Below are 26,515 nucleotides of genomic sequence, written 5' to 3' on the forward strand. Positions count from 1 at the left end.
GTGCGGTTCACTCCCAAGGTCTGCGGGGTCACTCGCGCCCGGACGGCGGCGCGATGCGGATGGTGCCCGCCTCCGTGCTGCGCCCGCGGCTCGCGAGGTAGGTGAGCAGGATCGTGCGCTGCAGTTCGAACATCTCGACGCGCTCGTCCGGTTCGGCGTGGTCGTAGCCGAGCAGGTGCAGCACACCGTGGACGGTGAGCAGCAGCAGCTCCTCCATCGTGTCGTGCCCGGCTGCGGCCGCCTGCGCGGCGGCGACGCTCGGGCACAGGACGATGTCGCCGAGCATGCCCTCCTGGGACGGCTCGCGCTCGCTGCCGGGCGTCAGCTCGTCCATCGGGAAGCTCATGACGTCCGTCGGGCCCGGCAGATCCATCCACTGCACGTGCAGCGTCTCCATCGCTGCCTCGTCGATGATGCGGATGCTCAGCTCGACGTTGGGGTGGACGAACATCGCGTCCATCGCGTAGCGCGCGCAGTCGTGGATCTCGTCCAGCTCGACGTCGACGTCGGTCTCGTTGGCGATGTCGATCGTCATGCCGGCTGCCCCTCGCCGCCGGCGCGCGCCTCGCGGCGCTTCTTCGCCTCGGCGCGGCGACGCTCGGCTGCCGCGTCGTAGCGGCCGTAGGCGTCGACGATGTCGGAGACGAGGCGGTGACGCACGACGTCGCTCGAGTCGAGGTGGGCGAAGTGGACGTCATCGATTCCGGTGAGCACGTCCTCGATGACCCGCAGGCCCGACGTCGTGCCACCCGGCAGGTCGACCTGCGTGACGTCACCCGTCACGACGATCTTCGAACCGAAGCCGAGGCGCGTGAGGAACATGCGCATCTGCTCGCTGCTCGTGTTCTGCGCCTCGTCGAGGATGATGAACGAGTCGTTGAGCGTGCGCCCGCGCATGTACGCGAGCGGCGCGACCTCGATCGTGCCTGCGGCCATGAGCTTCGGGATCGAGTCGGGGTCGATCATGTCGTGCAGCGCGTCGTAGAGCGGACGCAGATACGGGTCGATCTTGTCGTTGAGCGTGCCGGGCAGGAAGCCGAGGCGCTCACCGGCCTCGACGGCAGGGCGCGTCAGGATGATGCGGTTGACCTGTTTGGCCTGCAGCGCCGCGACGGCCTTCGCCATCGCCAGATACGTCTTGCCCGTACCGGCCGGGCCGATGCCGAAGACGATCGTGTTGCGGTCGATCGCGTCGACGTACTCCTTCTGCCCCAGTGTCTTCGGGCGGATCGTGCGCCCGCGGCTGGAGATGATGTTCGTCGTCAGCACGTCGGCGGGGCGCTGCGCGTTCTTGCCGCGCAGCATGCCGATGGAGCGCTCGACGGCGTCACGGTTGATCTGGTGGCCCGCGTCGATCATCGTGAGCAGCTCACCGACGAGGGTCTCGACGATCGCCGTGTCCTCGCGCGGGCCGTCGATCGTCAGCTCATTGCCGCGCGCAAAGACGAACAGGCGCGGGAAGGCGCGCTCGATCGTGCGCATCAGCTGATCCTGCGGCCCGAGCAACTGCACCATCGCGACGTCGGGCGGGATGACGATGCGCGTCTGCTGCGAGGCAGCCTGGCCGTCAGGGTCGTGAGGGGTGCGCTCGGAGGGCGCGGAAGCGTCAGTCATCGTGTCTCCAGTCTAGTGGTCGCTCGGGCGCTCAGACCCAGCGCGAGCGCGCGAGCAGGGCGGCGAGCGCCGCCGGGCCGGCCGACGACGAACGCAGCACGGTGGCGCCCATCCGCACCGGCGTGGCACCGGCCGCGACGAACGCGTCGAGCTCGGCGGGCGTGATGCCGCCCTCGGGGCCGACGACGAGCATCACGTCACCGGCCGACGGCAGCTCGACCTGCGCGAGACTCGCCTCGGCGTCCTCGTGCAGGACGAGCGCGAGGCCGCCCTCCGCGACGGTGGCCGAGATCGCCTGCGCCGCAGCGTTCTTCGTCACGAGGTCACTGATGCGCGGGGGCGTCGCCCGTCGTGATTGTTTCGTGGCCGCCTCGGCCTGCGCCACCCATTTACGGCGGGCCTTCTCGGCGCGCTCACCCCTCCACTGCACGATGGAACGCTCCGCCTGCCACGGCACGACGGCGTCGACGCCGAGCTCCGTCGCCGCCTCCACCGCCTGCAGGTCGCGATCGCCCTTAGCGAGCGCCTGGACGAGCGTGAACGTCACCGCCGGCGGCGTCTCGCGCGTCACCTCGCGCACGTGCGCCGTCAGCTCGCCCTTCGTGGTCTCTGCGACCACGGCGTGCGCGACGAGGCCGTGGCCGTCGGCGAGCAGGATCTGCTCACCGACACCCATCCGCTTGACGGTGACGGCGTGGCGTCCCTCGTCACCCGCGAGCACGACGGGTGCACCCGGCGGTATGTCGTCGGACAGAGCGCCGGGTGCGACGAAGTAGAGGTGCGCGGTCACGCCTCAGCCCTTCCAGGCCTGACGCAGCTTGCCGAGCAGGCCCTGGTTGACGGGCTGGAACTTCGGCGCCGGCGAGTCCTCTCCGCGCGACTCGGCGAACTGACGCAGCAGGTCGGCCTGCTCGGCCGTCAGCTTGCTCGGGGTGCGCACGTTGGCGTGCACGAGCAGGTCGCCGCGGTTGTCGGTGCGCAGCCGCGTGACGCCGAGGCCCTTGAGGGTGATGACGTCGCCGGGCTGCGTGCCGGCCTTGATGTCGATGTCGCGCGAGCCGTCGAGCGTCTCGAACGGCACCGTGGCGCCGAGCGCCGCGGCCGACATCGGCAGCTCGAGCGAGCAGTGCAGATCGTCGCCCTGACGCTGGAACATCGGGTGCTTCTCGACGCGTACCTCGACGTACAGGTCACCGGCGGGGCCGCCGCCGGGGCCGACCTCGCCTTCACCGCGCAGCTGGATGCGCGTGCCGGTGTCGACGCCGGCGGGCACCTTGATCGTGATGGTGCGCGTGTCGCGCTTGCGGCCGTTGCCGTCGCACTCGAAACACGGGCTGTCGATGATGTCGCCGTACCCCTGGCACGCGGTGCACGGACGCGACGTCAACACCTGGCCGAGGAAGCTGCGCTGCACCTGCTGCGTCTGCCCCGCACCGCCGCACACGTCACACGTGTGCTTGCCCGTGCCGGGACGCGAACCGTCGCCATGACAGGTCGAGCAGACGACGGCCGTGTCGAACGTCAGCTCCTGCTCGCCGCCGAAGACGGCCGTGGCGAGTTGGATGTCGAGCGGCAGCAACGCGTCCTGGCCGTGCTGGACGCGGCTGCGCGGGCCGCCGCCTCCCCCTGCGGCACCCCCCGTGAAGAACGCGTCCATGATGTCGCTGAAGCTGAACCCGGCGCCACCGAACCCGGCCCCGGCGCCACCGCCGGGCGCGTAGGGGTCGACGCCCTGGTCGTAGGCCGCCTTCTTCTGCGGATCGCCGAGCACGTCGTAGGCCTGCCCGACGCGCTTGAACTCCTCGGCCGCCTCCGGGGAGGGGTTGACGTCGGGGTGCAGCTTGCGGGCCTTCTTGCGGTAGGCGCGCTTGATCTCCTCGACGGAGGCCTCACGCGTGACACCGAGTTCGGCGTAGTAGTCGTTCACGAGCATCCTTGCTTTCGACGGGTGAAGATTTCGTCACTCATGTGGTCGTGGTGCGCCCGAGCCATCACTGCTCGAGAAGTTCGGAGACGTAGCGGGCGACCGCGCGCACGTTCGCCATCGTCTGCGGGTAGTCCATGCGGGTCGGGCCGAGCACGCCGAGCGTCGCGACGGCGTCGCTGCCGTAGGCCGTCGTCACGAGCGAGGTCGACTCGAGGCCTGCGAAGTCGTTCTCGGCGCCGATGCGGACGGTCACCTCGTGCGTCGGATCGTCGTCGCGTGTGCTGATGAGGCGCATGAGGACGACGTGCTCCTCCAGCGCCTCGAGAACACGGCTGACGCTGAGGCCCGCGTCGTCGCGCAGCCCGGCACGCGCGAGGTTCGCCGTCCCCGCGAGCACGACGCGCTCCTCCCGGTCCTCGGCGAACACCGCGGCGATCGTCGCGACGATCGTGTCGACGTCAGCACGCTGCCCCGGCTCGAACTCCGCGCCCAGCTCGGTCATGGCCGCGGCGGCCTCGGTGAGCAACCGCGCGCCGGAGACCTTGTTGACGCGCGCTCGCAGCGTCTGGACGAGGCGCTCGTCGTCGGCGGAGGCGACGGAGACGAGACGCTGCTCGATGCGACCTGAGTCGAGGATGACGACGAGCGACAGGCGCCCCTCGGCGACCGGCACGAGCTCGATGTGCCGCACCCGTGAGCGCCGCAGCGACGGGTACTGCATGACGGCCGCCTGGTTCGTCAGCGTGGCGAGCAGCCGGGCGGTGCGCTCGACGATGTCGTCGAGGTCGACGCTCTGACGCAAGAACGTCTCGATCGCGCGACGCTGTGTCGCGCTCAGCGGCCGCACCTGGCTGAGGCGGTCGACGAAGATGCGGTAGCCGGCATCGGTGGGCACGCGACCGGCCGAGGTGTGCGGCGCGGAGATGAGACCGGCGTCCTCGAGGGCCGCCATGTCATTGCGGATCGTCGCGGCGGAGACGCCGAGCTGATGACGTTCGAGCAACGCCTTCGAACCCACCGGTTCGGACGTCGCGACATAGTCCTGCACGATGGCGCGCAGCACCTCGAGCCGACGTTCGTCGCTCATGCGCTCACCTCCCGCGCCTCGATACCGTCCTTCGATCTGCAGTCCGTCCAAGATTGGCACTCACGCCGAGCGAGTGCCAAATCATGCGGGGTGTGTTCGCCCACAGCGTCGCGGGCGATTCCCTCGCGCCGTCGTCCATCGTCCGTCGGTCGGCAGGCGCGCGCTCCCCGGCCCTCGGCGACGCCGCGACGGGCGCCTGGCTGCGCCCGCGGCCATCGTTCTCGGCGCGCCGCGACGGCGGTTGTCGGTGGGCGGTTCTACCCTGATCGCCATGACCGACCGTTACGGCTCCGACGTCCTCTCCGGCGATTGGCGCGCGCCTCGACGTGGGCGTTCGCGCGAGGTGCCCGCTGAGCTCGACGTCGTCGTCGAGGACGCCCAGAGCGGTTACGTCGGCGCCGTCGTGCGCGTCGAGAAGTCGGGCGGGCAGCACGTCGTCTTCCTCGAGGACCGCTTCGGCAAGGCCCGCGGATTTGCGCTCGGCGCCGGCTTCCTCATCGACGGCGAACCCGTGACACTCGTTGCGCCCCGACCCGCCACCGCCGCGCGCCTCGCCGAGCAGCAGACGCAGGCCGGGCGGACGGCGTCCGGTTCGCTCGCCGTCCCCGGGGCGAAGGCGCGCGTCGCGCTGGGTTCGCGAATTTTCGTCGAGGGTCGGCACGACGCCGAACTCGTCGAGAAGGTGTGGGGTGACGACCTGCGCATCGAGGGCGTCGTCGTCGAATACCTCGAGGGCGTCGACGATCTCGCGGCCGTCATCCGCGACTTCCGACCCGAGAAGGGACGCCGCCTCGGCATCCTCGTCGACCACCTCGTGCCCGGCACGAAGGAGGCACGAATCGTCGAGAAGGCACGCGCCCTGCCGCAGGCACGCGACCACGTGCTCATCGTCGGCCACCCCTACGTCGACGTGTGGCAGTCCGTACGACCCGAGCGTCTCGGCTGGTCGAAGTGGCCCGTCATCCCCAAGGGGCAGTCGTGGAAGCACGGCATCCTCGCCGAGCTCGGCTGGCCGCACGCGACGCAGGCGGACGTCGCGCGCGGATGGAAGCAGATCCTCGGCACCGTGCGCACGTACGCCGACCTGCAACCCGAACTGCTCGGACGCGTCGAGGAGCTCATCGACTTCGTCACCGACCCCGCGCAGCAGTGAGACGCCGGGATGGCGCGGCGTGCGCCGACATCATCCCCGGGATGGACGCCGGGGCCCGCGAATATCGATCCCGCGGGGGATGCGCTCGGGACGCAGACACGGAATCATGGTCAGTGAACGAGAGATTCACCCTTCGACACCAGGAGACGTCGTGAGCAACTCCCAGCCGTACCCCTACCCCGACGAGCGCACGCAGGGCCAGGGAGCCGGACGGCTGGCCGGCGCTCCGTACGGCGCCGAGCCGCCCGTCACCGGCCAGGGTCACCTCAGCGATGACGAGCGCGCCGCCTCGATCGTCGCGCACCTGTCGGCGCCGGCCGCCGCGATCCTGTCTGCGGGATGGGTGAGCTTCCTCGGCCCGCTCATCGTGTGGTTCATCTACAGAAACCGCTCCGCCGCGGTGCGCCGCGCAGCGGCCGGGGCGTTCAACTTCAACGTTGCGTTCTCGATTCTCTACATCGTCGGTTGGGTTCTGGTCTTAACCCTCGTCGGCATTCCCGTCGCGCTCGTGCTCTGGGCCGTCATCTTCCTCGTCGCCGCGTGGTGCCACGTCAAGGGAGCGCTGCGCTCGGCGCGTGGCGAGAGCTACGACTACCCGTTCCAGATCCGCATCCTCAACTGATGCGGCCCACGTCGCGACGCCCCGCCCCGCCCCAACAGCGCACCTCGTGTGAGCGCTGGGCTCGCCCCCACCCCTGACAACGTTCCCTCGGCACCCCGTGCCGCGGCGCTTCGTCCTACCCGATTTCAGAAAAGAATCATCATCCCTGCCCTGACCCCGGCCCCCCGTTAGCGCGAGGGCGTCGCCGCCGTCGACAAGCGTTCGGCGCTCAAGAACGTCCTCGGTGCCCTCGGCCTCCTGCTGCTCGCCATGTTCGCTGGCAGTCTCGTCGCCGCCGTCGGTGATCTGTTCGGCGACAGCGAGAACGGCCTCGTGACGCCGATCGGCGTCGTGACGATGGCGCTGCAGCTCGCGATCGCGGCCTTCGTCTTCCGCCGGGCCTGGCACATCACCTCACGCGACCTCGGCTTCGTCAAGGAGGGCGCGCTGGGTTCCTGGCTCGTCGGCGCACGGGGCGGCATCGCCGCCATCACCATCGTCTGGGGCGCCAACCACCTGCTCGGGGGCGTCGACTTCTCGCCCAAGATCACCGCCTCCGGAAAACGCGAACTCGCCCAGGATGAGCGAGGCGCCCGCGCCGATGAGGATCGCCCCCAGGACGCGGAAGACCGAACTCTCGGCCGCCGTGTTCATGACCGCGCCGGCCAAGCAGCGCGAAGATGCCTTAGACGGCGGGGTGAACGTGGACGCCGTCCTGGGAGACGTTGTCCTTGAACGGACCCTTGCCGGCGCGGATGAGGCGCGTCACGAGGAAGGTGACGACGAAGGAGATGAAGACGAACAGGAGCGGCAGCGTCGTCGTCGAGTAGTCGGAGCCGTTCATCGGCGCCCCCTTCGGTCGTCGGGGTCGGCGCAGGCGGGCACGCAGGGGCCCGGGGATCGCCCCTGAGGCAGGCCAGCCCCGGGAGGCGGGCGTCTCGGTGCGCGCGGCTCAGATCGCGAGCAGCGCCCGCACGACGGTGTCGGTGAGCAGGCGACCGCGCAGCGTCAGACGAACTCGTTTGTCGCGCACCGCTGACGGGCCGTCGATCAGCCCCGAGGCGACGAGGCCGGCGACGGCGCGTCGCCCGTCCTCGTCGAGAATGTCGAGAGGAAGTCCCTCGGCGAGGCGCACCTGGAGTAGGACGCGTTCCTCATAGCGCTGGCGCTCGTCGAGCAGTTCGCGTGCCAGCGCCGGCGAGAGCCCCGCGTTGACGCGTTGGGCGTAGGCGCGCGGATGCTTGACGTTCCACCAGCGCACGCCGCCGACGTGGCTGTGCGCGCCGGGGCCGACACCCCACCACGGCTCGTCGCGCCAGTACGCGAGGTTGTGGCGGCACTGCGTCTGCGGCGAGCGCGCCCAGTTCGACACCTCGTACCAGTCGTACCCGGCATCCGCGAGCAAGGCGTCGGCGAGCTCGTACTTGTCGGCCTCGTCGTCGTCATCGGGCAGGGGCAGCTCGCCGCGACGCACCTGCGCCCCCATCTTCGTGCCCTCCTCGACGACGAGGGCGTAGGCGCTGATGTGGTCGGGCTCCAACGCGATCGCCGCGTCGAGCGAGGTGCGCCAGTCGTCGAGACTCTCCCCCGGCGCGCCGTAGATGAGGTCGATGCTGACCTGCAGCCCGACGTCCTTCGCGGCGCGCACGGCGCGTTCGACGTTGGCCGGGTCGTGCGTGCGCTCGAGCGTCGCGAGCACGTGCGGGACGGCCGACTGCATGCCGATGCTGACGCGCGTGAAACCACCGTCGGCGAGGGTGCGCAGATAGCTCTCGTCGACCGAATCGGGGTTGGCCTCCGTCGTGACCTCGCACCCCTCGGCGAGACCGAACAGCTCGCGCGCCTTCGCGAGGATGCGGACGAGGTCGTCGGCGGGCAGCATCGTCGGGGTGCCGCCGCCGATGAAGACGGTCTCGATGACGGGGACGCCGCTCGGCGCCTCGCCCAGTTCGCGTGCCGCGAGATCCAGCTCGCGCAGCGCGGCGTCCGCGTACGTGCTGACGCTCGCGCCCGGCTCACCGAGCTCGGTGAGCGTGTAGGTGTTGAAGTCGCAGTAACCGCAGCGCGTCACGCAGAACGGCACGTGGACGTACAGCCCGAACGCACCGCCCGCCAGCGTCGCGAGCGCAGCGGACGGGAGGGCACCGTCGTCAGGGGCGGGGATTCCGTCGGGCATCTGCGGCATCCGGTCATTGTCTCACCGCTCGGCGCCGCACCGCGGCCGTCCGCCAGTCGCGCGCCCAGCTCCTCGCGGTGTTCAGGCGTGACGCAGAGCGCGCTGGTGGCGCACCGCGAGCAGCGAGCTGATCGCGCAGACGCTCCACGTGCCGAGCAGGAAGAGGTACAGCGCGCCGCCGGCCCACGTGAAGATCGCGTGGTGCGAGCTGCGCCCCAGCATCGTCGAGCCGAGCACGAGCGTGCCGACGGGGAACGTCATGCCCCACCAGCCGGGGCTGAACGGCATGCGCTTGGTGAAGCCGCGCACAGTCATGGCGAGGGCCCAGGCGACGAGCGGCACCCCGATCGTCAGCATGACGTAGCCGTAGACGTGGCCGATCTGCGTCACCGTCGTCGCGAACGGGCCCTGCAGCATCGACGCCGACTGCTTCGCGATGGCTTGCGCGGCCGCGCTCGACTGCCCGACGACACCGAGCGGCAGCCACGCGGTGATCGACGCCGCGAGCGGCAGTGGCTCGACGAGCCAGTGGTGACGGTAGGCGATCGCGAAGATGATGGCCCCCAGCACGAGGGCGACGAAGAAGCAGGCCGCGCTCGCGATCAGCATCCACACGCGCGCCTGCGGGCTGCTCAGCCAGCCGACGATGCCGGCGCCGACGGTCGCCGAGACCATCGGCGGGACGACGGCCAGGCCCCACACCGTCGTCGGGGTGCTCGGGTCGACGACGAGCAGACGGGCCGGGACGGCGACGGCGGTGGCGAGGCCGATGACGGTACCGATGGCCCACAGGACGAGGTCGGCCCGCCAGGCTGCGTCGCTCAGGCCCGAGGAGATCGCCGGGAGCACCGCGGACGTCGCCGATCCGACGGCGAGGACGCCCATCGACACCATCCCCCACTGCGCCATCGCGACGGGGTTCGCGACGCTCGCGCGGAAGGCAGCGCGATCGCGAGCGATGCGCGCCACGAACGACACGGTGAGGACGACGAGCAGGGTGCAGGCGATGAGCCAGAAGCCCACGGCGAGCGTGTGGCCGAACGGGATGACGTCGGTGCGCAGCTCGCTCAACGTGCCCAGGATCGCGCTGCCCATGACGCTGCCGTACCAGGCCGGGGACGCCGCGGGCACCGTCGGGTTCTCGAAGAACGAGCCGGTGGTTCGGTGAGGCATGACGTCGGTGGCGGTGGCTGTGCTCATGGGTTCCATGCTTCCGCCGTGTCGGCTCGACCGGTAGCCCTATATCCGGCATGGGGGTATGTGCTTCGCATATAGGCTGGAGTGGTGACGACCTGGCCCGACCTCGCGACGCTCGAACTGCTCGTGGCACTGGCCGACGAGGGCTCGCTCAGTGCGGCCGCCCGACGCTGCGGGGTGGCGCAACCCAACGCGAGTCGCAGCATCGCCCGGCTGGAGCGCAGGCTCGGCCTGTCGCTCATCCATCGCGCGACGACCGGTGCCCGCGTCACGACCGACGGCCTGCTCGTCGTCGAATGGGCGCGCGCGACGCTCGAGGCGGCGCGCGCCCTCGAGACGGGAGTCGCGGCACTGCGCGCTCGTACGCAGGCGCCGCTCGTCGTCATGGCGAGCCAGACGGTCGCCGAACACCTGTTACCGGGGTGGATCGCGGCGTGGCAGCACGCCGAGGCTGACGCGGGTGGCGCGGGCGCCGGTGGCGCTTCCCCTCACGACCCATCGCTTGGCGAGACGCGCGGCATCTCGGTAGCCGTCGGCAACACGACGGAGGTGCTCGCCGCGGCACGCGGCGGTGAGGTGGATCTGGGGTTCATCGAGGGCCCCGGCGCTCCGCGCGGGTTGAACTCCGTCGTCGTCGCGCATGACGACCTCGTGCTCGTCGTCGCGCCGCAGCATCCGTGGGCCGCGAGCTCACGTGTCCGCGCCGAGGAACTGGCGGCCACACCGCTCGTCGCGCGCGAGTCGGGCTCGGGCACGCGGGTGGCCTTGCGCCGCGCCCTCGCGCCGCTCGATGTCGCTCCCCCGGCGCTCGCGCTGGCGAGCAACGCCGCCGTGCGGGTTTCCGCCGCGGCCGGGACGGCTCCCGCCGTCCTCAGCCGGCTCGCTGTCGACGACGCGCTGCGTGCGGGCACCCTCGTGGAGGTCGGCGTCGACGGCGTCGACCTCACCCGCAACCTGAGGGCCGTCTGGGCCGGCCCACGGCGGTTGACGAACCCCGCCGCCGCGGCGCTTCTGGCCACGGCGGCGGGGTGAACGTCACTTCTTCTTCTTGGCCGAGACGTAGATCGGGATGATGCCCTCGACGGCGACCGTGCCGTCCTTGACGAGGCGCCCCGTCACCTTGACGTCGACCTGGAACGGCGGCTCCTTGTCCCAGTCCTCCGGCGTCGTCTCGGCGACGCACACGATGTCGCCGGGCGTCTTCGCGACGTAGTCGAGCGTGATGCCCTTGGGGATCCAGCGCATGTCGTCGGGCGTCGTCGCCTCCGCGAGCAGCCCCATGGCGCACTCCATGCCGTTGGCGATGGCGATGGCGTGCACGGTGCCGATGTGGTTCTGCACACCCCACCACTTCTTGATCTTCACGACGCCGCGGTGCGGCTCCATCGTCTGGACCATCGGGGCGACCGTGCGGAAGTAGGGCGCCTTGAGCGCGAACGCGGCCGAGAACGCTGCGCGCCCCGCCTTGTCGTTCTTCGCGGTGAGCTTTTTGTACATGCCGTAGACCTGATTCATGGCCCCAAGGTTACCCGCGAGTATCGGCGTTCGCGCCCGATCAGCCGCGCCGGGGACACCGAGCCCGAACGCCGTGGGGACCGAGCGGCACCGCTCAGTTGGCTCGCTTCACCTCGAGGTCGCGCACGATGCGCTCGACCTTGAGACCCTTCGTCTCGAAGCGGGTCGTCGTGCGGCCCTCGAAGCGCGGCGCGAACCCTCCGCGCGCGCCCTCGGGATCGACGTGGGCGTCCCCGGCGTCCGCGAGGCGCCCGGTCCACGGGTTGGTGAAGCGGGGCGACGCCTCGACGACGTCACGCATGTGCCAGGCATAGTCGGCCCAGTCGGTCGCGAGGCGCCAGGTGCCGCCGGGCACGAGGACGTCGGCGACGACGTCGGCGAAGCCGAGCTGCACGAGACGACGCTTGTGGTGCTTCGTCTTCGGCCACGGGTCGGGGAAGAACGTCCACACCTCGTCGACACTGCCCGGCGCGAAGAGCCGATCGAGCGCTTCGGAGGCGTCGATCTCGATGAGACGCACGTTCGTCACGCCCGCGTGGACGGCCTTCGAGATCGTCTGCGCGATGCCGGGACGCCACACCTCCAGAGCGATGAAATCCGTCTCGGGGTGCTCGAGCGCTGCATGGACGATCTGATCCCCCGCGCCCGAACCGATCTCGACGACGAGCTTCGCCCGGCGTCCGAACACCTCGGCGATGTCGAGCCGGAAACCATCGACGGGCTCGGTCGTCCCCGGCTTGCGGGGAACGTCGAGGACGTACTGCTCACCGTTGTCACTCAGCGCACGATGGTGACGCTCCGGCATCCGGCCGCCGCGGCGCGTGAACGAGCGCGTGCGTGCGAGTGGGCGCGGCCCGACCTGCGGGTGCTCCCCCGCGCCCTCCGACGGCTGGCCGGACGTCGCACCCGGAACGTAACCGGGCTTGCTCACTTCTTCTTCTCCGCCGACTCGCCCTGGCTGAGCGCGGCGATGAAGGCCTCCTGCGGCACCTCGACGGAACCGACCATCTTCATGCGCTTCTTGCCCTCCTTCTGCTTCTCGAGCAGCTTGCGCTTGCGGCTGATGTCGCCGCCGTAGCACTTGGCGAGCACGTCCTTGCGGATGGCGCGGATGTTCTCACGGGCGATGACGCGCGTGCCGATGGCCGCCTGGATCGGCACCTCGAACTGCTGACGCGGGATGAGCTCCTTGAGCTTCGTCGCCATCATCGTGCCGTAGGCGTACGCCTTGTCGCGGTGCACGATGGCGCTGAACGCGTCGACGGTGTCGCCCTGCAGCAGGATGTCGACCTTGACGAGGTTGGCGCTCTGCTCCCCCGCGGGTTCGTAGTCGAGCGAGGCATATCCGCGCGTCTTCGACTTGAGGGCGTCGAAGAAGTCGAACACGATCTCCGCGAGCGGCAGCGTGTAGCGCATCTCGACGCGCTCCTCGGACAGGTAGTCCATGCCGAGCAGGTTGCCGCGACGGGCCTGGCACAGCTCCATGACGGCGCCGATGTACTCGCTTGGCACGAGGATCGTCGAACGCACGACGGGTTCGGTGATGTCGGCGATCTTGCCCTCGGGGAACTCGCTCGGGTTCGTCACCTCGCTGACGACGCCGTCGTCCGTCGTCACCTGGTAGACGACGTTCGGCAGGGTCGAGATGAGGTCGAGGTTGAACTCTCGCTCGAGGCGTTCACGCGTGATCTCCAGGTGGAGCATGCCGAGGAAGCCGACGCGGAAACCGAACCCGAGCGCTGCCGACGTCTCCGGTTCGTAGACGAGCGCCGCGTCGTTGAGCTTCAGCTTGTCGAGGGCGTCACGCAGGATCGGGTAGTCGGAACCGTCGATCGGATACAGACCCGAGAACACCATGGGCTTCGGGTCGGAGTAGCCGCCGATCGCCTCGGACGCGGGATTCGCGGCGTTCGTGACCGTGTCACCGACCTTCGACTGGCGCACGTCCTTCACGCCGGTGATGAGGTAGCCGACCTCGCCGACGGACAGGCCCTTCGTCGGGATCGGCTCGGGAGAGTTGACGCCGATCTCGAGCAGCTCGTGCGTCGCGCGCGTCGACATCATCTCGATCTTCTCGCGCGGGCTGAGCCGGCCGTCGACCACGCGCACGTACGTGACGACGCCGCGGTAGGTGTCGTAGACGGAGTCGAAGATCATGGCGCGGGCCGGCGCGTCGGCGTCACCGACGGGGGCAGGCAGCTTCTCGACGATGACGTCGAGCAGTTCCTCGACACCGACGCCCGTCTTGCCGGAGACCTTGAGTACGTCCTCCGGTTCGCAGCCGATGAGGCCGGCGATCTCCGCGGCGTACTTCTCGGGCTGCGCGGCCGGCAGGTCGATCTTGTTGAGGACCGGGATGATCGTGAGGTCGTTCTCCATCGCCAGGTACAGGTTGGCGAGCGTCTGCGCCTCGATGCCCTGCGCGGCGTCGACGAGCAGGACGGCGCCCTCGCACGCGGCGAGCGAACGCGACACCTCGTAGGTGAAGTCGACGTGCCCCGGCGTGTCGATCATGTTGAGGCAGTAGGTCGTACCGTCGAGCTCCCACGGCATGCGCACAGCCTGGCTCTTGATCGTGATGCCGCGCTCGCGCTCGATGTCCATGCGGTCGAGGTACTGCGCACGCATGGCCCGATCCTCGACGACGCCCGTCTTGCTCAGCATCCGGTCGGCGAGCGTCGACTTGCCGTGGTCGATGTGCGCGATGATGCAGAAGTTGCGGATCTGCTCCGGCGGCGTCGCGGCGGGCTCGAGTGCCTTGCGGGCCATGGGTGACAACGTGATACCTCGAAGTTCGTCGGGTCGGTGTTCGCCGCCGCGCGCCCTGGAGGCGGCGATGACGCATCGATCTGCGGCCGCCCGTCGCGCCCCGCGAGGAGCACACCGGCGACCCTTCATTCTTTCACGCCCCGACACCCCTGCCGCACGCGTCACGTACGACGGCCGACGCGACACGTGCATCCAGCGCACGCGAAGAGAGCCCCACTACGATGCGAGACAGATACGCGTCGATCGGGTGTCGTCGAGCACGCGTTGTCGAACTGACGAAGCATCACCCACGCCATACCGGTGGACCCGACGAGCCACTCCCCACAGGAGGCCAGCCCATGGATCTCGACCACACCCTTCGCCCCGCGGCAGAGCGCGTCAAGCAATCCGCCGTCGTCTCCGCACTGATCGTCGCCGCGCTGTGGATCATCGAGGCCCTCGACGTGCTGACGCACCACGCCATCGACGCCGCCGCCTCCCTGAAGGCCTGGGAGGTGAGCGACCTGTGGTCGATCTTCACCATGCCGTTCGCACACTACGGGTGGGCTCATCTCGAGGCGAACAGTGCGTTGCTGCTGCCGCTCGGGTTCGTCCTCGCCCTCAGCGGCCTGGCCGTCCTCGCGCGTGTGACGTTCATCGTCACGTGCACGTCGGGGCTTGCCGCGTGGCTGCTCAGCCCGCCGTACACGGCCGTCGCGGGTGCCTCGGGCGTCGTCTTCGGGTGGCTGACGTACCTCATCGTCCGAGGATTCTGGACGCGCCGCTGGCCCGAGGTCGTCGTGGGGCTCGTCCTCGCCGTCGTCTACGGCAGCGTGCTGTGGGGTGTGCTTCCGCAGAGCACCCACGTTTCGTGGCAGGGTCACCTCGGTGGCGCGATCGGCGGTGTTCTCGCCGCGAAGCTCGTCAGCGATCGGACGGCGTCCTCAGGCTGATCCGCACGGCCCGAGCGTGCCCACGATGACGGCAGAGCCGGGCGAATCAGCGCGGCCACCTCGCACCACCAGGGGCGCGCTCAGCCTGCGACGGCGGCGCGGCGCGACGTCCATGCCGAGACCAGCGTGATGACGGCGCCCGCCGCCGCGAGCACGGCACCGACGCGCGAGCACCACTCGTACCCGAGCCCCGCGTCGAGGACGACGCCGCCGAGCCAGGCGCCGAGGGCATTGGCGGCGTTGAGCGTCGCATGGTTGAGAGCGGCGGCGAGCGACTGACCCTCGTGGGCGACGTCCATGAGCCGCGTCTGGATCATCGGCACCATGATCGTCGGCACGCAGCCGAGCAGGAACACGAACACGACGGCGCTGACCTTGTTGTGCGCGGCGAAGCCGAAGAGCGACAGGACGATCGCGATCGTCACGAGGCAGCCGAAGATGCCGCGCATGAGCCCGCGCATGGCGACGCGTTCGGACAGGAACGCACCCGCCGTCATGCCGATGCCGTAGATGACCAGGATGGCCGGCACGACGGCGTCGGAGAAGCCGGTGAGCTCCGTCATCGTCGGCGCGATGTAGCTGAACGTCGAGAACATGCCGCCGAAGCCGACGACACCGATCGCGAGCGCGAACCACACCTGCGGGCGCGTCAACGCCTTCAGTTCACCGGTGACGGACGTGACGCCCAGGGAGCCCTGGTGCGGGATCCACAACCACACCGCAACGACGGTGAGCAACGCGATGACGGCGACGAGGGCGTACGGCCACTGCCAGCCCAGATGCTGCCCGAGCCACGTCGAGACGGGCACGCCGACGATGTTCGCCACCGTCAGGCCAGCGAGCATCATCGACACGGCCCAGGTGCGCCGGTGCTTCTCGACGAGGGTGGCCGCGACGACGGCGCCGATGCCGAAGAACGCGCCGTGCGGCATGCCCGCGACGAAGCGCGCGAGCAGCAGCATCGGGTAGCTCGAGGCGAGCGCCGAGCCGATGTTGCCGACGAAGAACGCGACCATGAGTCCGAGCAGGACGTTCTTGCGCGGCACCTTCGCGAACAGCATCGTGACGAGAGGCGCACCGACGACCACGCCGAGCGCGTACGCCGACACCGCGTGACCGGCGCTCGGAATCGAGATGCCGAGACCCCGCGCGATCTGCGGCAGCAGACCCATCGTGACGAACTCCGTCGTGCCGATGGCGAAACCGCCGAGCGCCAGCGCCAGGATCGCCAGACCGGCTCGCGGGTAGCTGCCGTGGCGGTTCGAGCGTTCGGCGTCGACGGCCTCGTCGTCGCAGATGTCATGCAGCGCGGTTGCTTCGGTCACCGATCCATTCTTCCGCACCCGTACCCCTACCCCGAGCCGCTGAGGGGGTGCGCACGGCGTGCGTTTCATCACCCGTCGTCACCTGCGTCCGTCGTTCGTGTGAGAGCGCAACCGGGCGGCCGGCGCGTGCCCCGCACCCGGCGCTCGCCCGGACGGGCTACGTTCGGACCATGAACCTGCGCACCGTCGCCGTCCGCCTCTCCCGCGCCCTCGCACGTGGGGGCATGAATGCGCTCCTCGACCCCGAACGCCGTGGAACGTCGTCCACGCGGCGCCGCGCCGACGCCACGGTCGGGCCCGACGGACGCCGCGCGGGTGCACCGACGTCGCACCGTCACGACGACGCGCCCAACGCTCGTCCGGCCGGCTCTGCGCACCCGTATGGTGGCGACTGGACGGCCCCGCTACCCGCGACGGCCTATGCGCCGCATGACGACGGGCATCCCGATCCGGGTGAGGTCGTGTGGGCGTGGGTGCCGTACGAGGAGGACCACTCGCAGGGCAAGGATCGTCCGGTTCTCGTCATCGCCCGGCACCCGGAGCTGGAAGACGTCGTCCTCGCGCTTCCACTGACGAGCAAGGATCACGACCGTGACGCCGCGCAGGAAGCTCAGGCGGGGCGTCACTGGATGGACGTCGGCTCCGGCGCCTGGGACAACCGCGGACGACGCAGCGAGGTGCGCCTCGACCGAGTCCTGCAACTCGACGTCACCAGGGTGCGACGCGAGGGTTCACACATCGACGAGCAGACGTTCGACGCCGTCATCGCCGCCGCCCGCACCCGCTCCGTGGGCCGCTGAGCACACCGCCGCAACGGCGAACCCGTCCACATCGGCGATTTTCGTCCACCTCTACGAATCTCGGTCACATTCGCGCGACGTCATCGACGGGTGGCCGATAGTCACAACGCCATCGACAGGTGCTGGAACGGCCCTTCGTCGCTGAAACCGGCCTTGCGGTAGAGCGCGTCGCCGCTCTCGGTGGAGAACAGCGAGACCCAGCCGGCCTCCTGCTCGCGACACCACTGCAGTGCGGCGTCGAGCAGTGCCGTGCCGCAGCCGCGGCCGCGGAACTCGGCCTCGGTGCACATGTCGCCGACGTACGCCGAGCGGCCCGAGCCGTCGGGGCCGGGCAGGTGCTGTTCGACGGTCGCCGTCACGCACGACGCGAGCGGCGAGCCGGGGCCCGCGCCCTCGACGCGGTCGATGACGAAGCACGCGTACCCGTCGGAGGCGAGCAGCTGACGCGCGACGCGGGCGCACCGTTCGCGCCACGCGTCGTCGAGTTCGATGTCGAAGGGCCACCCGTCGATCATGAGCAGCGCCTTGAGGCGCACGATCTCGGGGACGTCATCCTGGGTGGCGCGGCGAATGTTCACGATCCGCACCCTAGCGCGGCCCGCCCCGGAGCGGGTCATCCTCGCCCGCACGCCAGTCCCCGGTTACCGATACCGCGCGTACCTACGTTCAGGTAACCTCGGCTTCAGCCGCGTGTCACGCCGCCGCGAACGGCGCTCGCACACTCCGACGCACCGTCACTCACGGAAAGGGCCGAGATGACTTCGACCACCAACCAGGCCTCCCTCGCCGACAAGGGCCAGGCCATCGCACTGCGCCTTCTCGCCAAGGCCGGCGGGCACGATCTGCTCAAGAACCCGGCGATCCGCTCCAAGGTCGAGCGTGCCCTTTACCAGGGCAGCAAGTCCGGTTTCAAGGCTCAGACGGTGGCCGGGCGCGCCTTCACGAAGAAGGCCGGCTCGGGCGACGCGGCACGCAACGCCCCGACGAAGCCGCGCCGCGAGTTCGACCTGACGCCCACCGAGGATCAGGAGACGATCGCCGCCGTCGCCGCCGAACTGGCCGACGAACTGCTGCGTCCCGCCGCGGCGAAGGCCGACGCGGAGCGCGCCCTGCCCGACGAGATCCGTGCGCAGGCCACCGAGATGGGCCTGACGCTCGTCGGCGTCCCGGCCGAGCTCGGCGGCATCGCCGAGGAGCGCAGCGCCGTGATGACGGCCCTCGTTCTCGAGCAGCTCGCCCGCGGCGACATGGGCCTCGCCGTTGCGATCATGGCACCGGCCGCCGTCGCGACCGCCATCGCGAGCTACGGCACGTCCGCGCAGCAGGAGACCTACCTGCCCGCCTTCACCGACGAGAAGAAGCCCGCCGTCGCCGCGCTCGCGCTCGCCGAAGCGGGCCCGCTCGCCGACCCGCGCACCCCCGCGACGACGGCCACCCGGGACGGCGCCGACCTCGTCATCACCGGCGAGAAGGCGCTCGTGCCGTGCGCCGATTCCGCCGAACTGTTCGTCATCAGCGTCATGCTCGACGGCGCCGCGCGCCTCGTCATCGTCGAAGCCGGCACGGAGGGCCTGACGACGAGCGACGAGCCTGCGATGGGCGTGCGCGCCGCGCACACCGGGCGCCTGCACCTCGACGGGGTGCGCGTACCCGCCGAGAACCTGCTCGGCAAGGCTGACGACACCCTCGACGCCATCCGCCGCTCGCGCCTCGCGTGGGCCGCCCTCGCGTGCGGCACCGGCCGCGCCGTGCTCGATCAGGTCAGGCAGTACGTCGTCGAGCGCAAGGCGTTCGGTGAGCCGATCGGTCACCGTCAGGCCGTCGCGTTCACCGTGTCGAACATCGCGATCGAACTCGATGGGCTGCGCCTCGTCACCCTGCGCGCCGCGGCGCGTCTCGACGCCGGCGACGACGCCGGTGCCGCCGAGACCATCGCTCACGCCCGCGCGCTCGTCGGGATGCACGCCACGCAGATCGGCTCCGACGCCGTGCAACTGCTCGGCGGACACGGCTTCGTCAAGGAGTTCGACAACGAGCGTTGGTACCGCGACCTTCGCGGCGCCGGCGTCCTCGAAGGTGGCGTCAGCGTCTGAGCTCGCCGCTCCGCTGCGCCACCCGCCTCCTCTTTCCGCGTCTTTTCAGCAAAGGACCCAGTGATGATCGACCTCGAGATCCCGAAGAAGTTCGCCCCCCTCGTCAAGCAGGCCGGTTCGATGGCCGACGAGGTCTTCCGCCCCGTCAGCCGCAAGTACGACCTCGCCGAGCACACCTACCCCGCCGAGCTCGACCTCGTCTCCGCCCTCATCGACGGCATGACCGACTCGGGTGCGAGCAACGGCGCGGGCGCCGCCGGTTCCACGCGCGCCAAGGATGGCACCGACCAGGCCCCGGCCAGCACTGACGCCGACGAGGCGACGGGCTTGACCAAGCCCGCGTCCGGCAAGAAGGCCGGCAAGGTCAACAAGAACGGCGCCAACATGAGCTCGGCGCTGTCGATCATGCAGACGTGCCGTGGTGACGTCGGGCTCACGCTGTCGATCCCGCGTCAGGGCCTCGGCAACGCCGCCATCGCCGCCGTCGCGAACGACGAGCAGAAGGAGCGCTACGGCAACCGCTGGGCTGCCATGGCGATCACCGAGCCCGACACCGGCTCGGATTCGGGCAACATCCGTACGACCGCGACGAAGGACGGCGACGAGTACGTCCTCAACGGCGAGAAGATCTTCGTCACCTCCGGTGAGCGCGCCGAACTCGTCGTCGTATGGGCGACGCTCGACCGTTCGCTCGGCAAGAAGGCGATCAAGTCGTTCGTCGTCGAGCGCTCCAACCCTGGCCTCAAGCTCGTGCGTCTCGAGCACAAGCTCGGCATCCGCGCCTCCGACACGGCGGCGTTCGTCCTCGAGGACTGCCGTGTGCCCGCGAACGATCTGCTCGGTGACCCCGAGATCCGCACCGAGGGCGGCTTCGGTGGCGCAATGCAGACGTTCGACAACACGCGCCCCCTCGTCGCGGCGATGGCCGTCGGTCTGACGCGCGCCTGCCTTGACTTCACCCGCGCCGCCCTCGAGAAGGCCGGCCACGGCCAGGACTGGGACGCGCCCGTCGCAGCCCAGACGTACGCCTCGGCGCGCCTCGTGCAGATGGAGGCCGACTACGAGTCGGCGCTGCTGATGACGTTGCGTGCCGCGTGGATGGCCGACAACGGCAAGCCCAACTCGATGGAGGCTTCGATGGCGAAGGCGAAGGCGGGCCGCACGTGCGTCAACGTCGCGCTGCAGTGCGTCGAACTCGTCGGAGTCGACGGCTACGCCGAGAGCGAGCTGCTCGAGAAGTGGGCGCGTGACGCGAAGATCCTCGACATCTTCGAAGGCACGCAGCAGATCCAGTTGCTCGTCGTCGCTCGTCGCCTGCTGGGTCTGACAAGTGGGCAGCTGAAGTAATCTCGCTCCCCTTGTCGATCATCGCCCGGAAACGCCTCGTCCCTGACGCGTTTGCGGGCGATGATCGTTCGGCGGGGCGCACTGCGCGCGGGGCGGCGGCCTTCTCACCAGAAGCATCGCTCGTGAAGTTGAATCGTGAAGTGACCCCCGGTGTCACAGCCATACGAGACATGGGTCAGATTGTGGTGTGACCACCTGATGCAGCCTCTTCGCGAACGCCAAGTGCCGCGCGCTGTTCATCTCTCGGATGCTGCTCATGGTCAGTGCCGTCATGGGGGACGTTCGCGCTGGGCGTCGTGATGTTCGACCAGACCCGCTCCCCCTTGTTGACCGCGCTGGTCATGTTCGGCCGGCCACTGGTCCAGCTCGTCACGTCGCGCTACCTGCTCGCCTCGAGCGACCTCCTGCGCCCGCGCACCGCCATGATGATGACGGGCGTCGTCGCCGCCTGCGTCGACAGCATCCAGGTCATCCCGTCACTGCCGTGGTGGATGCGCTTCGTGCTCGTCGCCGTCATGCACTCCGCCCTCGCCGCGACCATCGCGCTGCTGTCGGACATCGTGCCCAAGGAAGCGTTCGTCCTCGGGCGCGCAAACGCTCAACATGACGGTGAGCACCGTCCAGGTCGTCGGCAACGCCCTCGGCGCCATCCTGCTGAGTGGTTGGCCCCCACGAACCTGTTCCTCATCTCCGCCGGGGCGGCCGTCGTCGCCGTCATCGGCACCCGCATCGGCCTGCAGGACTACCGGCTAACGACTCCTGCTGCCGCTGCGCCTGCTGCTCGCCGCACCGTTCCTCGTGTTCGCCCTCCACCCGCCGATCGTGCTCGCCGCGCTTTTGGGCGGCCTCGCCGCCATCGGCTACGCGGCCGCCCTGCCCCTGCAAGAACGCCTCGTCGTATCCATCGACCTCGCCACCAAGGGCCAAGCCTTCGGCCTGCTCAGCACAGGCACCATGGTCGACCAAGCCGCCGGCGCGCTGCTCATCGGAGGCATCGCCGATGTTGTCGAAGCCGCTGCCGCGATGACGATCGCCCCTGTGCTCGCCATCATCACGTCGCTGATACTCATGCCGGCGCTGCGCGGGACGATGCCTGCCGATGACAAAGCCGTGGCGATGGCGTGACGATGGGCTCACGCGGCGTGGCGGCGAGGTTCACGCGCTTCGCGCGTCGTGGCGTGGCGGCGCGAGGTCCAAGCGCTTCGCGCGTCGTGGAGCTATGGGGACTCCGTCGGGCTCGCTAGCGCTCGCCCTCCTCCTCGAGTCACAGAGTTCAACAGAGATAGAGAAAGACCCTCACCGAACGAAAACCGTGTACGGTGAGGGTCTTTATCTGTCTCGGTGGAGCTATGGGGATTCGAACCCCAGACCTCTTCCATGCCATGGAAGCGCGCTACCAACTGCGCCATAGCCCCGTGACCCACTCACGTGAGCACTCGCAGAACGTTACCTCCTCGACGCAGCAAGTCCAACTCGAGTTCACCCCGATGCGACGACTCCTCAGGGTCACGCGCTGCGTGCGTGCACCGCTGGGGCGTCGCGCGTCCCAGCGTCGCGCAGGCACACGGGCTTCGCGCGTCGGACCTATGGGGACTCTGTCGGGCTCGCTGACGCTCGCCCTGCTCCTCGAATCACAGAGTTCGATCAAAGACAGAAACAGAGGACCACCCAGACGAAAAGCGTGTCTGGGTGGTCCTCTGTTTCTGTCTTGTGGAGCTATGGGGATTCGAACCCCAGACCTCTTCCATGCCATGGAAGCGCGCTACCAACTGCGCCATAGCCCCGCACTCAGCTCGTGAGCAACCCGTGTACCTTAACCGGCCGGTCACCCACGAAGCAAATCACCCGCACGCACGCCGCGAACCTCGACCCACGAACGGTCACGCCGCCTTCGGACGCTTCTTGCGCACGTACACGAGACGCCTCGCATGCGCGACGACCGTGCCGTCAACCAACGTCAGATCACACTCGAACCAGCGCAATACCTTCGACCCGTCAGCGGCCTGCGCACGGATCTCCTCGACGACGTCCTTGGGCATCTCGTACACGCCGTACACCGTCGATGTGCCCGGCGAACGGAACTCGATCTCACACGCCTGATCCCACACGAGATACTCCGGACCCAACTGATGCATGAGCAGCAACGGGAAGAACGCATCCGTCATCGCGTTGATCGACCCACCGAACGCCGTGCCGTTCTGGTTGCGATTCATCCGATTGAGCTTGAGTTCGACGCGCGCTTCGCTCCAGTCGTCCGAGAACGACTTCACCCGCAACCCCATGCCCACCAGCGGCGGGTAGAAGTTCATGAGCCGCCCGAACGCGCGCGGCGACATCCGCTTGCGCTCGCGCCCCGCGTGCCGACTCATCGCCGCACCTCGTCCCCGCGACGGGCCTCGTCCGCACGGCCCGCCACGGGCACACCCACGAGACGGTTGATCGCCGGTGAGGCCAAGCCCATCCCGACACCACCGAGGATGGGCGGCAACCACGCCCCGAACGCGTGGTCGAGGACGCTGTCAGGAAGGAGGGACCGCGCCACGAGAATGACGGCGACGAAGGCCACCAACCCGAGCGCGAGAGCCGCGAGAACGCGAAGCCACTCCGGGCGCCCCATCGGTCGAGAACCACCCTCGATCCCCAACCATCGCTCCATCGACGTGCTGCTGCCGTGCTCGCTCACTTGAGCCTCTCTCCTCGTCCGCGTGCGATCCGCCCTGATCATGTCACGCCTGACGCGGCGCCGACGGCCCCTTCACGAGGTTGCCCCACCCCCACTCCGCCGCGAGCACCAAGCCCGGAAACCGAGACATGAATGCCGATCCGCCGACACGGCAAGACGCGGCCGCACCACAGAGCCCACGAGCCCGCAGGCTCACTCCCCCGCGTTCCAGCGTTCGATGGCCCAACCACCGTCGCGACGCTCGACGAGCGTCACCCAGTGGCAGTTGTCGATGCTCCGGAACGACGTGCGCACGGTCTGCGGCGTCAGCCCCGCCAACGCACCCGCCACCCCGCGGATGACGGCGCCGTGCGTCACGACGAGCACACTCTCCCCCGGGGTTGCCGACGACACGGCATCACGCACGCCCGCCTCGACGCGTGCCGTCGCCTCGGCGAGCGTCTCGCCGTCGTCACCGCGCCGGAGGTCGTCGCCACGCGCGATCGCGGCCGACGCGTCGGGCCAGCGCGCCGCGACCTCCGCGTGCGTCAGACCGGCCCACGCGCCCATGTCGATCTCGACGAGCCGAGCGTCGTCGGTGCGCACGAGCGGCCGACCGGCCAGGTCGAATGCACCCTTGAGCACGGACGTGGTCTGCGCCGCGCGCCGCGCCGGCGACGTCACGAGGCGCGTGATCGAACCGTCGCGCACGAGCAGCGCCGCGGCACGCTCGGCCTGGCGGAGCCCCACGTCGTCGATCGGCACGTCCAGGCGGCCCTGCCAGCGCCCCTGCTCGTTCCACGCCGTGCGCCCATGACGCAAGAGAATGACCCGCCGCAGCGGGTCATTCTCGGGGGACGTCGGCGTCACGCGTCGGCGGGCTCGTCGAGCTCGAGTTCGATGACGGGGCAGTCCTGCCACAGGCGCTCGAGGTCGTAGAACTCGCGGTCCTCCTCGTGGAAGGCCTGCAGGACGATGTCACCGAAGTCGATGAGCACCCAACGCCCGGAGGCGCGGCCCTCACGTCGCTGAGGCTTCGCGCCGAGCGGCAGCAGCGCCTCCTCGACGGCGTCGACGATGGCGTTGACCTGACGCTCGCTCTCCGCGGAGGCGATCACGAACGTGTCGGTGATGGCGAGCTGATCACTCACGTCGATCGCGGTGATCGACGTGGCGAGCTTGTCCGCGGCGGCCTGGGCGGCAGCTCGCGTCAGCTCGAGGGAACGGTCTGTTGCGGACACTCAGTCCTCCTGGAGGGAGCCCGCTCGGGGCCCATAAAGCTGGTACTTGTGGATGTACTGCACGACGCCGTCGGGCACGAGGTACCACACGGGTTTGCTCGCACGCACCCGGTCACGGCAGTCGGTCGAGCTGATCGCCATGGCCGGGATCTCGAGCAGGGTGACGCGATCGTGCGGCAGCCCCGCGTCACTGAGCTCGTGCCCGGGGCGCGTGACGCCGATGAAGTGCGCCAGCTCCCACAGCTCGTCGACGCCCTTCCACGACAGGATCTGCGCGAGCGCGTCGGCCCCTGTGATGAAGAACAACTCCGAATCGGGACGCAGCCGCTTGAGGTCCGTCAACGTGTCGCGCGTATACGTCGGGCCCTGACGGTCGACGTCGACGCGGCTCACGCTGAAGCGCGGGTTAGACGCCGTCGCGATGACCGTCATGAGATAACGGTGCTCGGCCGGCGCGACATCTCGTCCGGCCTTCTGCCACGGCTGACCCGTGGGCACGAAGATCACCTCGTCGAGGTCGAGGAGGCTTTGAACCTCACTCGCCGCGACGAGGTGACCGTGGTGAATGGGGTCGAACGTGCCGCCCATGACCCCGATTCGTGATGTCAGTGGTTCACACCCTGGTTCTGACCCCCACCTCGCACACCGGCGGGGCCGTGGCCCTTGGGGGCACCGTAGCGGGCCGCGGTGTTGCGGAAGGCCCACAGCAGCGCGAACAACAGGCCGAAGATGCACAGGGCCATCAGACCGAAGGCCCACGGCGGCATGGCGATGTGGTTCTCCTCGAGCTCCGGAACATCCACAGCGGCGACAAGCGAAACGAACGACGTCATGAAAGCAAGGATACTGCCTCAGCACAGCCCGATGACAGCGACCCTTCCTAACGTCTCGATCGACACGGTGCCACCGCGCACGAGCCGATCCGCCGAGAAGGTAGCCATGACCTCCCACCCCAGCTTCGACACCCTCCCCAACGGCGCACCCCACCTGTCCGTCGTCGTCCCGATGTACGACGAGCAGGAGGTCCTGCCCCTGTTCGCCGAACGCCTGCGCCCCGTCCTCGACGGGCTCGAGGTGCCGTACGAGGTCGTGTGCGTCGACGACGGATCCCGCGACGCGACCGCGTCGCTCCTGCACGCGATGCGTCGGACGTGGCCGCAGGTGCGTCTCATCCAGCTGCGCGCGAACTCGGGGCACCAGGCGGCGATCAGCGCGGGCCTCGCCCGAGCCCGGGGACGCTGGATGGTGACGATCGACGCCGATCTGCAGGATCCACCCGAGGTGATCGCCCAGATGCTCGAGGTGGCCGAGCGAGAACACGTCGACGTCGTCTACGGCGTGCGCACCGACCGCAGCACCGACACCGCCTTCAAGCGCGTCACCGCCGAGGCGTTCTACGCACTCATGCATCGCCTCGGCGCGCGTGGGGCAATGAACGCCGGCGACTTCCGACTCATGTCGCGCACGACCGTCGACGCCGTCCTCGCGCTGCCGGAGACCAACCGGGTGCTGCGCCTCGTCGTGCCGGCCCTGGGCTTTCCGTCGGCCGACGTCGGCTACCGCCGCGACGAGCGGGCCGCCGGCGAGTCGAAGTACCCGTTGAGCAAGATGATCAGGCTGACGCTCGACTCCGTGACGGGCGTCTCCAGCGCTCCGCTGCGCCTCGCGACGTGGTTCGGTCTCGCCGGCTTCGTCCTCGCCTTCGCGGTGGCCGCATTCGCCGTCGTCTCGAAGCTGACGGGTCACTCGATCACCGGATGGGCGTCCACGATCGTCGTCGTCAGCGGCTTCGGCGCGCTGCAGCTGCTGTGCCTCGGCGTGCTCGGCGAGTACGTGGGCCGCCTGTTCCAAACGGCCCAGGCACGCCCGACCCACTACGTCGCCTACGACTCGTTCGAGGCCGGGGGCCAGGGCACGGGCGATGATGCTCGCTCCGGCGTCGAGACACAGAGTGGTTCCCGCGCAGACGGAACACACCCCGTCGCCGAACCCGGGTTCGAGGTGCTCGCCCAGGCGTCATGACGCTCCGGGCGCCGGGCGATGGGGCGCCGGGCCGCGACGAACGCGCTTCAGGCG

The 26,515-nt window shown here is 69.5% G+C and carries 31 protein-coding genes and 2 tRNA genes; 10 read left to right on the forward strand and 23 right to left on the reverse strand.

Annotated elements, in window-relative coordinates; translation table 11 throughout:
• Positions 1–28: 28 nt before the first annotated feature.
• The 5 genes from ybeY to hrcA all read right to left on the reverse strand — a co-directional run bounded on the left by ybeY (position 29) and on the right by hrcA (position 4,628).
• Positions 29–535: an rRNA maturation RNase YbeY gene (ybeY, locus tag ABH936_RS09915; protein WP_006944324.1), complete on the reverse strand. Its 507-nt coding sequence runs from the start codon at positions 533–535 to the stop codon at positions 29–31.
• Positions 532–1,614: a PhoH family protein gene (locus tag ABH936_RS09920; protein WP_006944210.1), complete on the reverse strand. Its 1,083-nt coding sequence runs from the start codon at positions 1,612–1,614 to the stop codon at positions 532–534. Before ABH936_RS09920 ends, ybeY begins: the two co-directional genes overlap by 4 nt.
• A 31-nt stretch (positions 1,615–1,645) precedes the next feature.
• The gene (locus tag ABH936_RS09925) at positions 1,646–2,404 is read right to left on the reverse strand and encodes a 16S rRNA (uracil(1498)-N(3))-methyltransferase (protein ID WP_006944289.1); all 759 of its coding nucleotides are present in this window, start codon (positions 2,402–2,404) and stop codon (positions 1,646–1,648) included.
• A 3-nt stretch (positions 2,405–2,407) separates the two neighbouring features.
• On the reverse strand, positions 2,408–3,541 hold the full coding sequence (gene dnaJ, locus ABH936_RS09930; protein WP_038571127.1) for a molecular chaperone DnaJ: 1,134 nt from the start codon (positions 3,539–3,541) through the stop codon (positions 2,408–2,410).
• A gap of 64 nt (positions 3,542–3,605) precedes the next feature.
• Positions 3,606–4,628 (reverse strand): heat-inducible transcriptional repressor HrcA, encoded by a 1,023-nt coding sequence (hrcA, locus tag ABH936_RS09935; protein WP_074039885.1) that lies wholly within the window; start codon positions 4,626–4,628, stop codon positions 3,606–3,608.
• Positions 4,629–4,899: 271 nt separating this feature from the next.
• On the opposite strand from hrcA, the gene ABH936_RS09940 reads away from it, so the two are divergent.
• The 3 genes from ABH936_RS09940 (at position 4,900) to ABH936_RS09950 (ending at position 7,117) form a co-directional block, all read left to right on the forward strand.
• The gene (locus ABH936_RS09940; protein ID WP_404603179.1) at positions 4,900–5,781 is read left to right on the forward strand and encodes a DUF3097 domain-containing protein; all 882 of its coding nucleotides are present in this window, start codon (positions 4,900–4,902) and stop codon (positions 5,779–5,781) included.
• A gap of 151 nt (positions 5,782–5,932) precedes the next feature.
• A complete protein-coding gene (locus ABH936_RS09945; RefSeq protein WP_006944228.1) occupies positions 5,933–6,403 on the forward strand; it encodes a DUF4870 domain-containing protein in 471 nt (156 codons plus the stop codon).
• A 249-nt stretch (positions 6,404–6,652) separates the two neighbouring features.
• Positions 6,653–7,117, forward strand: a complete 465-nt coding sequence (locus tag ABH936_RS09950; protein WP_131941182.1) for a hypothetical protein — start codon at positions 6,653–6,655, stop codon at positions 7,115–7,117.
• On the opposite strand, the gene ABH936_RS09955 is transcribed toward ABH936_RS09950, so the two are convergent.
• The 3 genes from ABH936_RS09955 to ABH936_RS09965 form a co-directional block, all read right to left on the reverse strand.
• Positions 7,068–7,226 carry a hypothetical protein gene (locus ABH936_RS09955; RefSeq protein WP_160126212.1) on the reverse strand — a complete coding sequence of 53 codons (159 nt, stop codon included), beginning with the start codon at positions 7,224–7,226 and terminating at the stop codon, positions 7,068–7,070. The two genes, ABH936_RS09950 and ABH936_RS09955, sit on opposite strands and share 50 nt — an antisense overlap.
• A gap of 108 nt (positions 7,227–7,334) precedes the next feature.
• On the reverse strand, positions 7,335–8,567 hold the full coding sequence (hemW, locus tag ABH936_RS09960; RefSeq protein WP_404603180.1) for a radical SAM family heme chaperone HemW: 1,233 nt from the start codon (positions 8,565–8,567) through the stop codon (positions 7,335–7,337).
• Between the two features lie 72 nt (positions 8,568–8,639).
• Positions 8,640–9,758: a TDT family transporter gene (locus tag ABH936_RS09965; RefSeq protein ID WP_062257841.1), complete on the reverse strand. Its 1,119-nt coding sequence runs from the start codon at positions 9,756–9,758 to the stop codon at positions 8,640–8,642.
• A gap of 84 nt (positions 9,759–9,842) precedes the next feature.
• On the opposite strand from ABH936_RS09965, the gene ABH936_RS09970 reads away from it, so the two are divergent.
• On the forward strand, positions 9,843–10,787 hold the full coding sequence (locus ABH936_RS09970) for a LysR family transcriptional regulator (RefSeq protein ID WP_404603181.1): 945 nt from the start codon (positions 9,843–9,845) through the stop codon (positions 10,785–10,787).
• Between the two features lie 3 nt (positions 10,788–10,790).
• Here ABH936_RS09970 and ABH936_RS09975 read toward each other — a convergent pair whose 3' ends face one another.
• The 3 genes from ABH936_RS09975 to lepA all read right to left on the reverse strand — a co-directional run bounded on the left by ABH936_RS09975 (position 10,791) and on the right by lepA (position 14,039).
• Positions 10,791–11,270: a hotdog fold domain-containing protein gene (locus ABH936_RS09975; protein WP_062257776.1), complete on the reverse strand. Its 480-nt coding sequence runs from the start codon at positions 11,268–11,270 to the stop codon at positions 10,791–10,793.
• Positions 11,271–11,364: 94 nt separating this feature from the next.
• Entirely contained in the window at positions 11,365–12,201 is an 837-nt protein-coding gene (gene trmB, locus ABH936_RS09980; protein WP_006944325.1) for a tRNA (guanosine(46)-N7)-methyltransferase TrmB, read from the reverse strand.
• Positions 12,198–14,039 (reverse strand): translation elongation factor 4, encoded by a 1,842-nt coding sequence (gene lepA, locus ABH936_RS09985; protein WP_006944299.1) that lies wholly within the window; start codon positions 14,037–14,039, stop codon positions 12,198–12,200. The genes trmB and lepA overlap by 4 nt, the downstream gene beginning before the upstream one ends.
• Before the next feature lie 338 nt (positions 14,040–14,377).
• Between lepA and ABH936_RS09990 the strand changes: the two genes are divergently transcribed.
• A complete protein-coding gene (locus ABH936_RS09990; protein ID WP_062257773.1) occupies positions 14,378–14,971 on the forward strand; it encodes a rhomboid family intramembrane serine protease in 594 nt (197 codons plus the stop codon).
• Positions 14,972–15,051: 80 nt separating this feature from the next.
• On the opposite strand, the gene ABH936_RS09995 is transcribed toward ABH936_RS09990, so the two are convergent.
• Entirely contained in the window at positions 15,052–16,296 is a 1,245-nt protein-coding gene (locus ABH936_RS09995; protein ID WP_404603182.1) for an MFS transporter, read from the reverse strand.
• Between the two features lie 170 nt (positions 16,297–16,466).
• Here ABH936_RS09995 and ABH936_RS10000 point away from each other — a divergent pair, with 170 nt between their 5' ends.
• Positions 16,467–17,096 carry a type II toxin-antitoxin system PemK/MazF family toxin gene (locus tag ABH936_RS10000; RefSeq protein ID WP_136788039.1) on the forward strand — a complete coding sequence of 210 codons (630 nt, stop codon included), beginning with the start codon at positions 16,467–16,469 and terminating at the stop codon, positions 17,094–17,096.
• 101 nt (positions 17,097–17,197) lie between these two features.
• On the opposite strand, the gene ABH936_RS10005 is transcribed toward ABH936_RS10000, so the two are convergent.
• Entirely contained in the window at positions 17,198–17,674 is a 477-nt protein-coding gene (locus ABH936_RS10005; protein WP_167539844.1) for a GNAT family N-acetyltransferase, read from the reverse strand.
• Positions 17,675–17,851: 177 nt separating this feature from the next.
• On the opposite strand from ABH936_RS10005, the gene ABH936_RS10010 reads away from it, so the two are divergent.
• Together ABH936_RS10010 and ABH936_RS10015 are read left to right on the forward strand one after the other, a co-directional pair.
• Positions 17,852–19,189: an acyl-CoA dehydrogenase family protein gene (locus ABH936_RS10010; RefSeq protein WP_404603183.1), complete on the forward strand. Its 1,338-nt coding sequence runs from the start codon at positions 17,852–17,854 to the stop codon at positions 19,187–19,189.
• A 63-nt stretch (positions 19,190–19,252) separates the two neighbouring features.
• Positions 19,253–20,536, forward strand: coding sequence for an acyl-CoA dehydrogenase family protein (locus ABH936_RS10015; protein WP_404603184.1), 1,284 nt, complete (start codon positions 19,253–19,255; stop codon positions 20,534–20,536).
• A 175-nt stretch (positions 20,537–20,711) separates the two neighbouring features.
• On the opposite strand, the gene ABH936_RS10020 is transcribed toward ABH936_RS10015, so the two are convergent.
• Together ABH936_RS10020 and ABH936_RS10025 are read right to left on the reverse strand one after the other, a co-directional pair.
• Positions 20,712–20,909 carry a hypothetical protein gene (locus tag ABH936_RS10020; protein WP_131941192.1) on the reverse strand — a complete coding sequence of 66 codons (198 nt, stop codon included), beginning with the start codon at positions 20,907–20,909 and terminating at the stop codon, positions 20,712–20,714.
• Positions 20,910–20,915: 6 nt separating this feature from the next.
• Entirely contained in the window at positions 20,916–21,095 is a 180-nt protein-coding gene (locus ABH936_RS10025; protein WP_131941194.1) for a hypothetical protein, read from the reverse strand.
• 239 nt (positions 21,096–21,334) lie between these two features.
• On the opposite strand from ABH936_RS10025, the gene ABH936_RS10030 reads away from it, so the two are divergent.
• Positions 21,335–21,661 carry a hypothetical protein gene (locus ABH936_RS10030; protein WP_404603185.1) on the forward strand — a complete coding sequence of 109 codons (327 nt, stop codon included), beginning with the start codon at positions 21,335–21,337 and terminating at the stop codon, positions 21,659–21,661.
• 217 nt (positions 21,662–21,878) lie between these two features.
• Here ABH936_RS10030 and ABH936_RS10035 read toward each other — a convergent pair.
• From ABH936_RS10035 to ABH936_RS10070, 8 genes are all read right to left on the reverse strand, one after another.
• Positions 21,879–21,951, reverse strand: a tRNA-Ala gene (locus tag ABH936_RS10035).
• A gap of 296 nt (positions 21,952–22,247) precedes the next feature.
• Positions 22,248–22,320: transfer RNA gene (locus tag ABH936_RS10040), tRNA-Ala, on the reverse strand.
• A 96-nt stretch (positions 22,321–22,416) separates the two neighbouring features.
• Positions 22,417–22,905 (reverse strand): DUF4442 domain-containing protein, encoded by a 489-nt coding sequence (locus ABH936_RS10045; protein WP_404603186.1) that lies wholly within the window; start codon positions 22,903–22,905, stop codon positions 22,417–22,419.
• Positions 22,902–23,219 (reverse strand): hypothetical protein, encoded by a 318-nt coding sequence (locus ABH936_RS10050; RefSeq protein ID WP_404603187.1) that lies wholly within the window; start codon positions 23,217–23,219, stop codon positions 22,902–22,904. The genes ABH936_RS10045 and ABH936_RS10050 overlap by 4 nt, the downstream gene beginning before the upstream one ends.
• 192 nt (positions 23,220–23,411) lie before the next feature.
• Positions 23,412–24,068 (reverse strand): histidine phosphatase family protein, encoded by a 657-nt coding sequence (locus ABH936_RS10055; protein ID WP_197418910.1) that lies wholly within the window; start codon positions 24,066–24,068, stop codon positions 23,412–23,414.
• Entirely contained in the window at positions 24,065–24,439 is a 375-nt protein-coding gene (gene rsfS / locus ABH936_RS10060) for a ribosome silencing factor (protein WP_006944260.1), read from the reverse strand. The genes ABH936_RS10055 and rsfS overlap by 4 nt, the downstream gene beginning before the upstream one ends.
• Complete coding sequence (gene nadD, locus ABH936_RS10065; RefSeq protein WP_006944269.1) at positions 24,440–25,027, reverse strand: nicotinate-nucleotide adenylyltransferase; 588 nt, start codon at positions 25,025–25,027, stop codon at positions 24,440–24,442. It abuts the gene before it with no gap.
• A gap of 17 nt (positions 25,028–25,044) precedes the next feature.
• On the reverse strand, positions 25,045–25,272 hold the full coding sequence (locus tag ABH936_RS10070; RefSeq protein WP_006944208.1) for a hypothetical protein: 228 nt from the start codon (positions 25,270–25,272) through the stop codon (positions 25,045–25,047).
• A gap of 106 nt (positions 25,273–25,378) precedes the next feature.
• Here ABH936_RS10070 and ABH936_RS10075 point away from each other — a divergent pair, with 106 nt between their 5' ends.
• Entirely contained in the window at positions 25,379–26,461 is a 1,083-nt protein-coding gene (locus ABH936_RS10075; protein ID WP_281711399.1) for a glycosyltransferase family 2 protein, read from the forward strand.
• Positions 26,462–26,515: the final 54 nt, after the last annotated feature.

Source organism: Dermacoccus sp. GAS27A (assembly GCF_044909235.1).
GTDB lineage: Bacteria > Actinomycetota > Actinomycetes > Actinomycetales > Dermatophilaceae > Dermacoccus > Dermacoccus nishinomiyaensis.

Excerpts from the sequence above, each read along its gene's own strand:
- ABH936_RS10010 (WP_404603183.1), top strand. The coding sequence starts at position 17,852 with ATGACTTCGACCACCAACCAGGCCTCCCTCGCCGACAAGGGCCAGGCC.
- ABH936_RS10070 (WP_006944208.1), bottom strand. The coding sequence starts at position 25,272 with ATGACGTCGTTCGTTTCGCTTGTCGCCGCTGTGGATGTTCCGGAGCTC.
- ABH936_RS09965 (WP_062257841.1), bottom strand. The coding sequence starts at position 9,758 with ATGAGCACAGCCACCGCCACCGACGTCATGCCTCACCGAACCACCGGC.
- ABH936_RS10025 (WP_131941194.1), bottom strand. The coding sequence starts at position 21,095 with ATGTCCGACAGCAGCGCGATGGTCGCGGCGAGGGCGGAGTGCATGACG.
- ABH936_RS09950 (WP_131941182.1), top strand. The coding sequence starts at position 6,653 with ATGTTCGCTGGCAGTCTCGTCGCCGCCGTCGGTGATCTGTTCGGCGAC.
- hrcA (WP_074039885.1), bottom strand. The coding sequence starts at position 4,628 with ATGAGCGACGAACGTCGGCTCGAGGTGCTGCGCGCCATCGTGCAGGAC.
- ABH936_RS09975 (WP_062257776.1), bottom strand. The coding sequence starts at position 11,270 with ATGAATCAGGTCTACGGCATGTACAAAAAGCTCACCGCGAAGAACGAC.
- ABH936_RS10045 (WP_404603186.1), bottom strand. The coding sequence starts at position 22,905 with ATGAGTCGGCACGCGGGGCGCGAGCGCAAGCGGATGTCGCCGCGCGCG.
- ABH936_RS09940 (WP_404603179.1), top strand. The coding sequence starts at position 4,900 with ATGACCGACCGTTACGGCTCCGACGTCCTCTCCGGCGATTGGCGCGCG.
- ybeY (WP_006944324.1), bottom strand. The coding sequence starts at position 535 with ATGACGATCGACATCGCCAACGAGACCGACGTCGACGTCGAGCTGGAC.
- lepA (WP_006944299.1), bottom strand. The coding sequence starts at position 14,039 with ATGGCCCGCAAGGCACTCGAGCCCGCCGCGACGCCGCCGGAGCAGATC.
- ABH936_RS10000 (WP_136788039.1), top strand. The coding sequence starts at position 16,467 with ATGAACCTGCGCACCGTCGCCGTCCGCCTCTCCCGCGCCCTCGCACGT.
- ABH936_RS09920 (WP_006944210.1), bottom strand. The coding sequence starts at position 1,614 with ATGACTGACGCTTCCGCGCCCTCCGAGCGCACCCCTCACGACCCTGAC.
- ABH936_RS09990 (WP_062257773.1), top strand. The coding sequence starts at position 14,378 with ATGGATCTCGACCACACCCTTCGCCCCGCGGCAGAGCGCGTCAAGCAA.
- ABH936_RS09955 (WP_160126212.1), bottom strand. The coding sequence starts at position 7,226 with ATGAACGGCTCCGACTACTCGACGACGACGCTGCCGCTCCTGTTCGTC.
- ABH936_RS10015 (WP_404603184.1), top strand. The coding sequence starts at position 19,253 with ATGATCGACCTCGAGATCCCGAAGAAGTTCGCCCCCCTCGTCAAGCAG.
- ABH936_RS10075 (WP_281711399.1), top strand. The coding sequence starts at position 25,379 with ATGACCTCCCACCCCAGCTTCGACACCCTCCCCAACGGCGCACCCCAC.
- hemW (WP_404603180.1), bottom strand. The coding sequence starts at position 8,567 with ATGCCGCAGATGCCCGACGGAATCCCCGCCCCTGACGACGGTGCCCTC.
- nadD (WP_006944269.1), bottom strand. The coding sequence starts at position 25,027 with ATGGGCGGCACGTTCGACCCCATTCACCACGGTCACCTCGTCGCGGCG.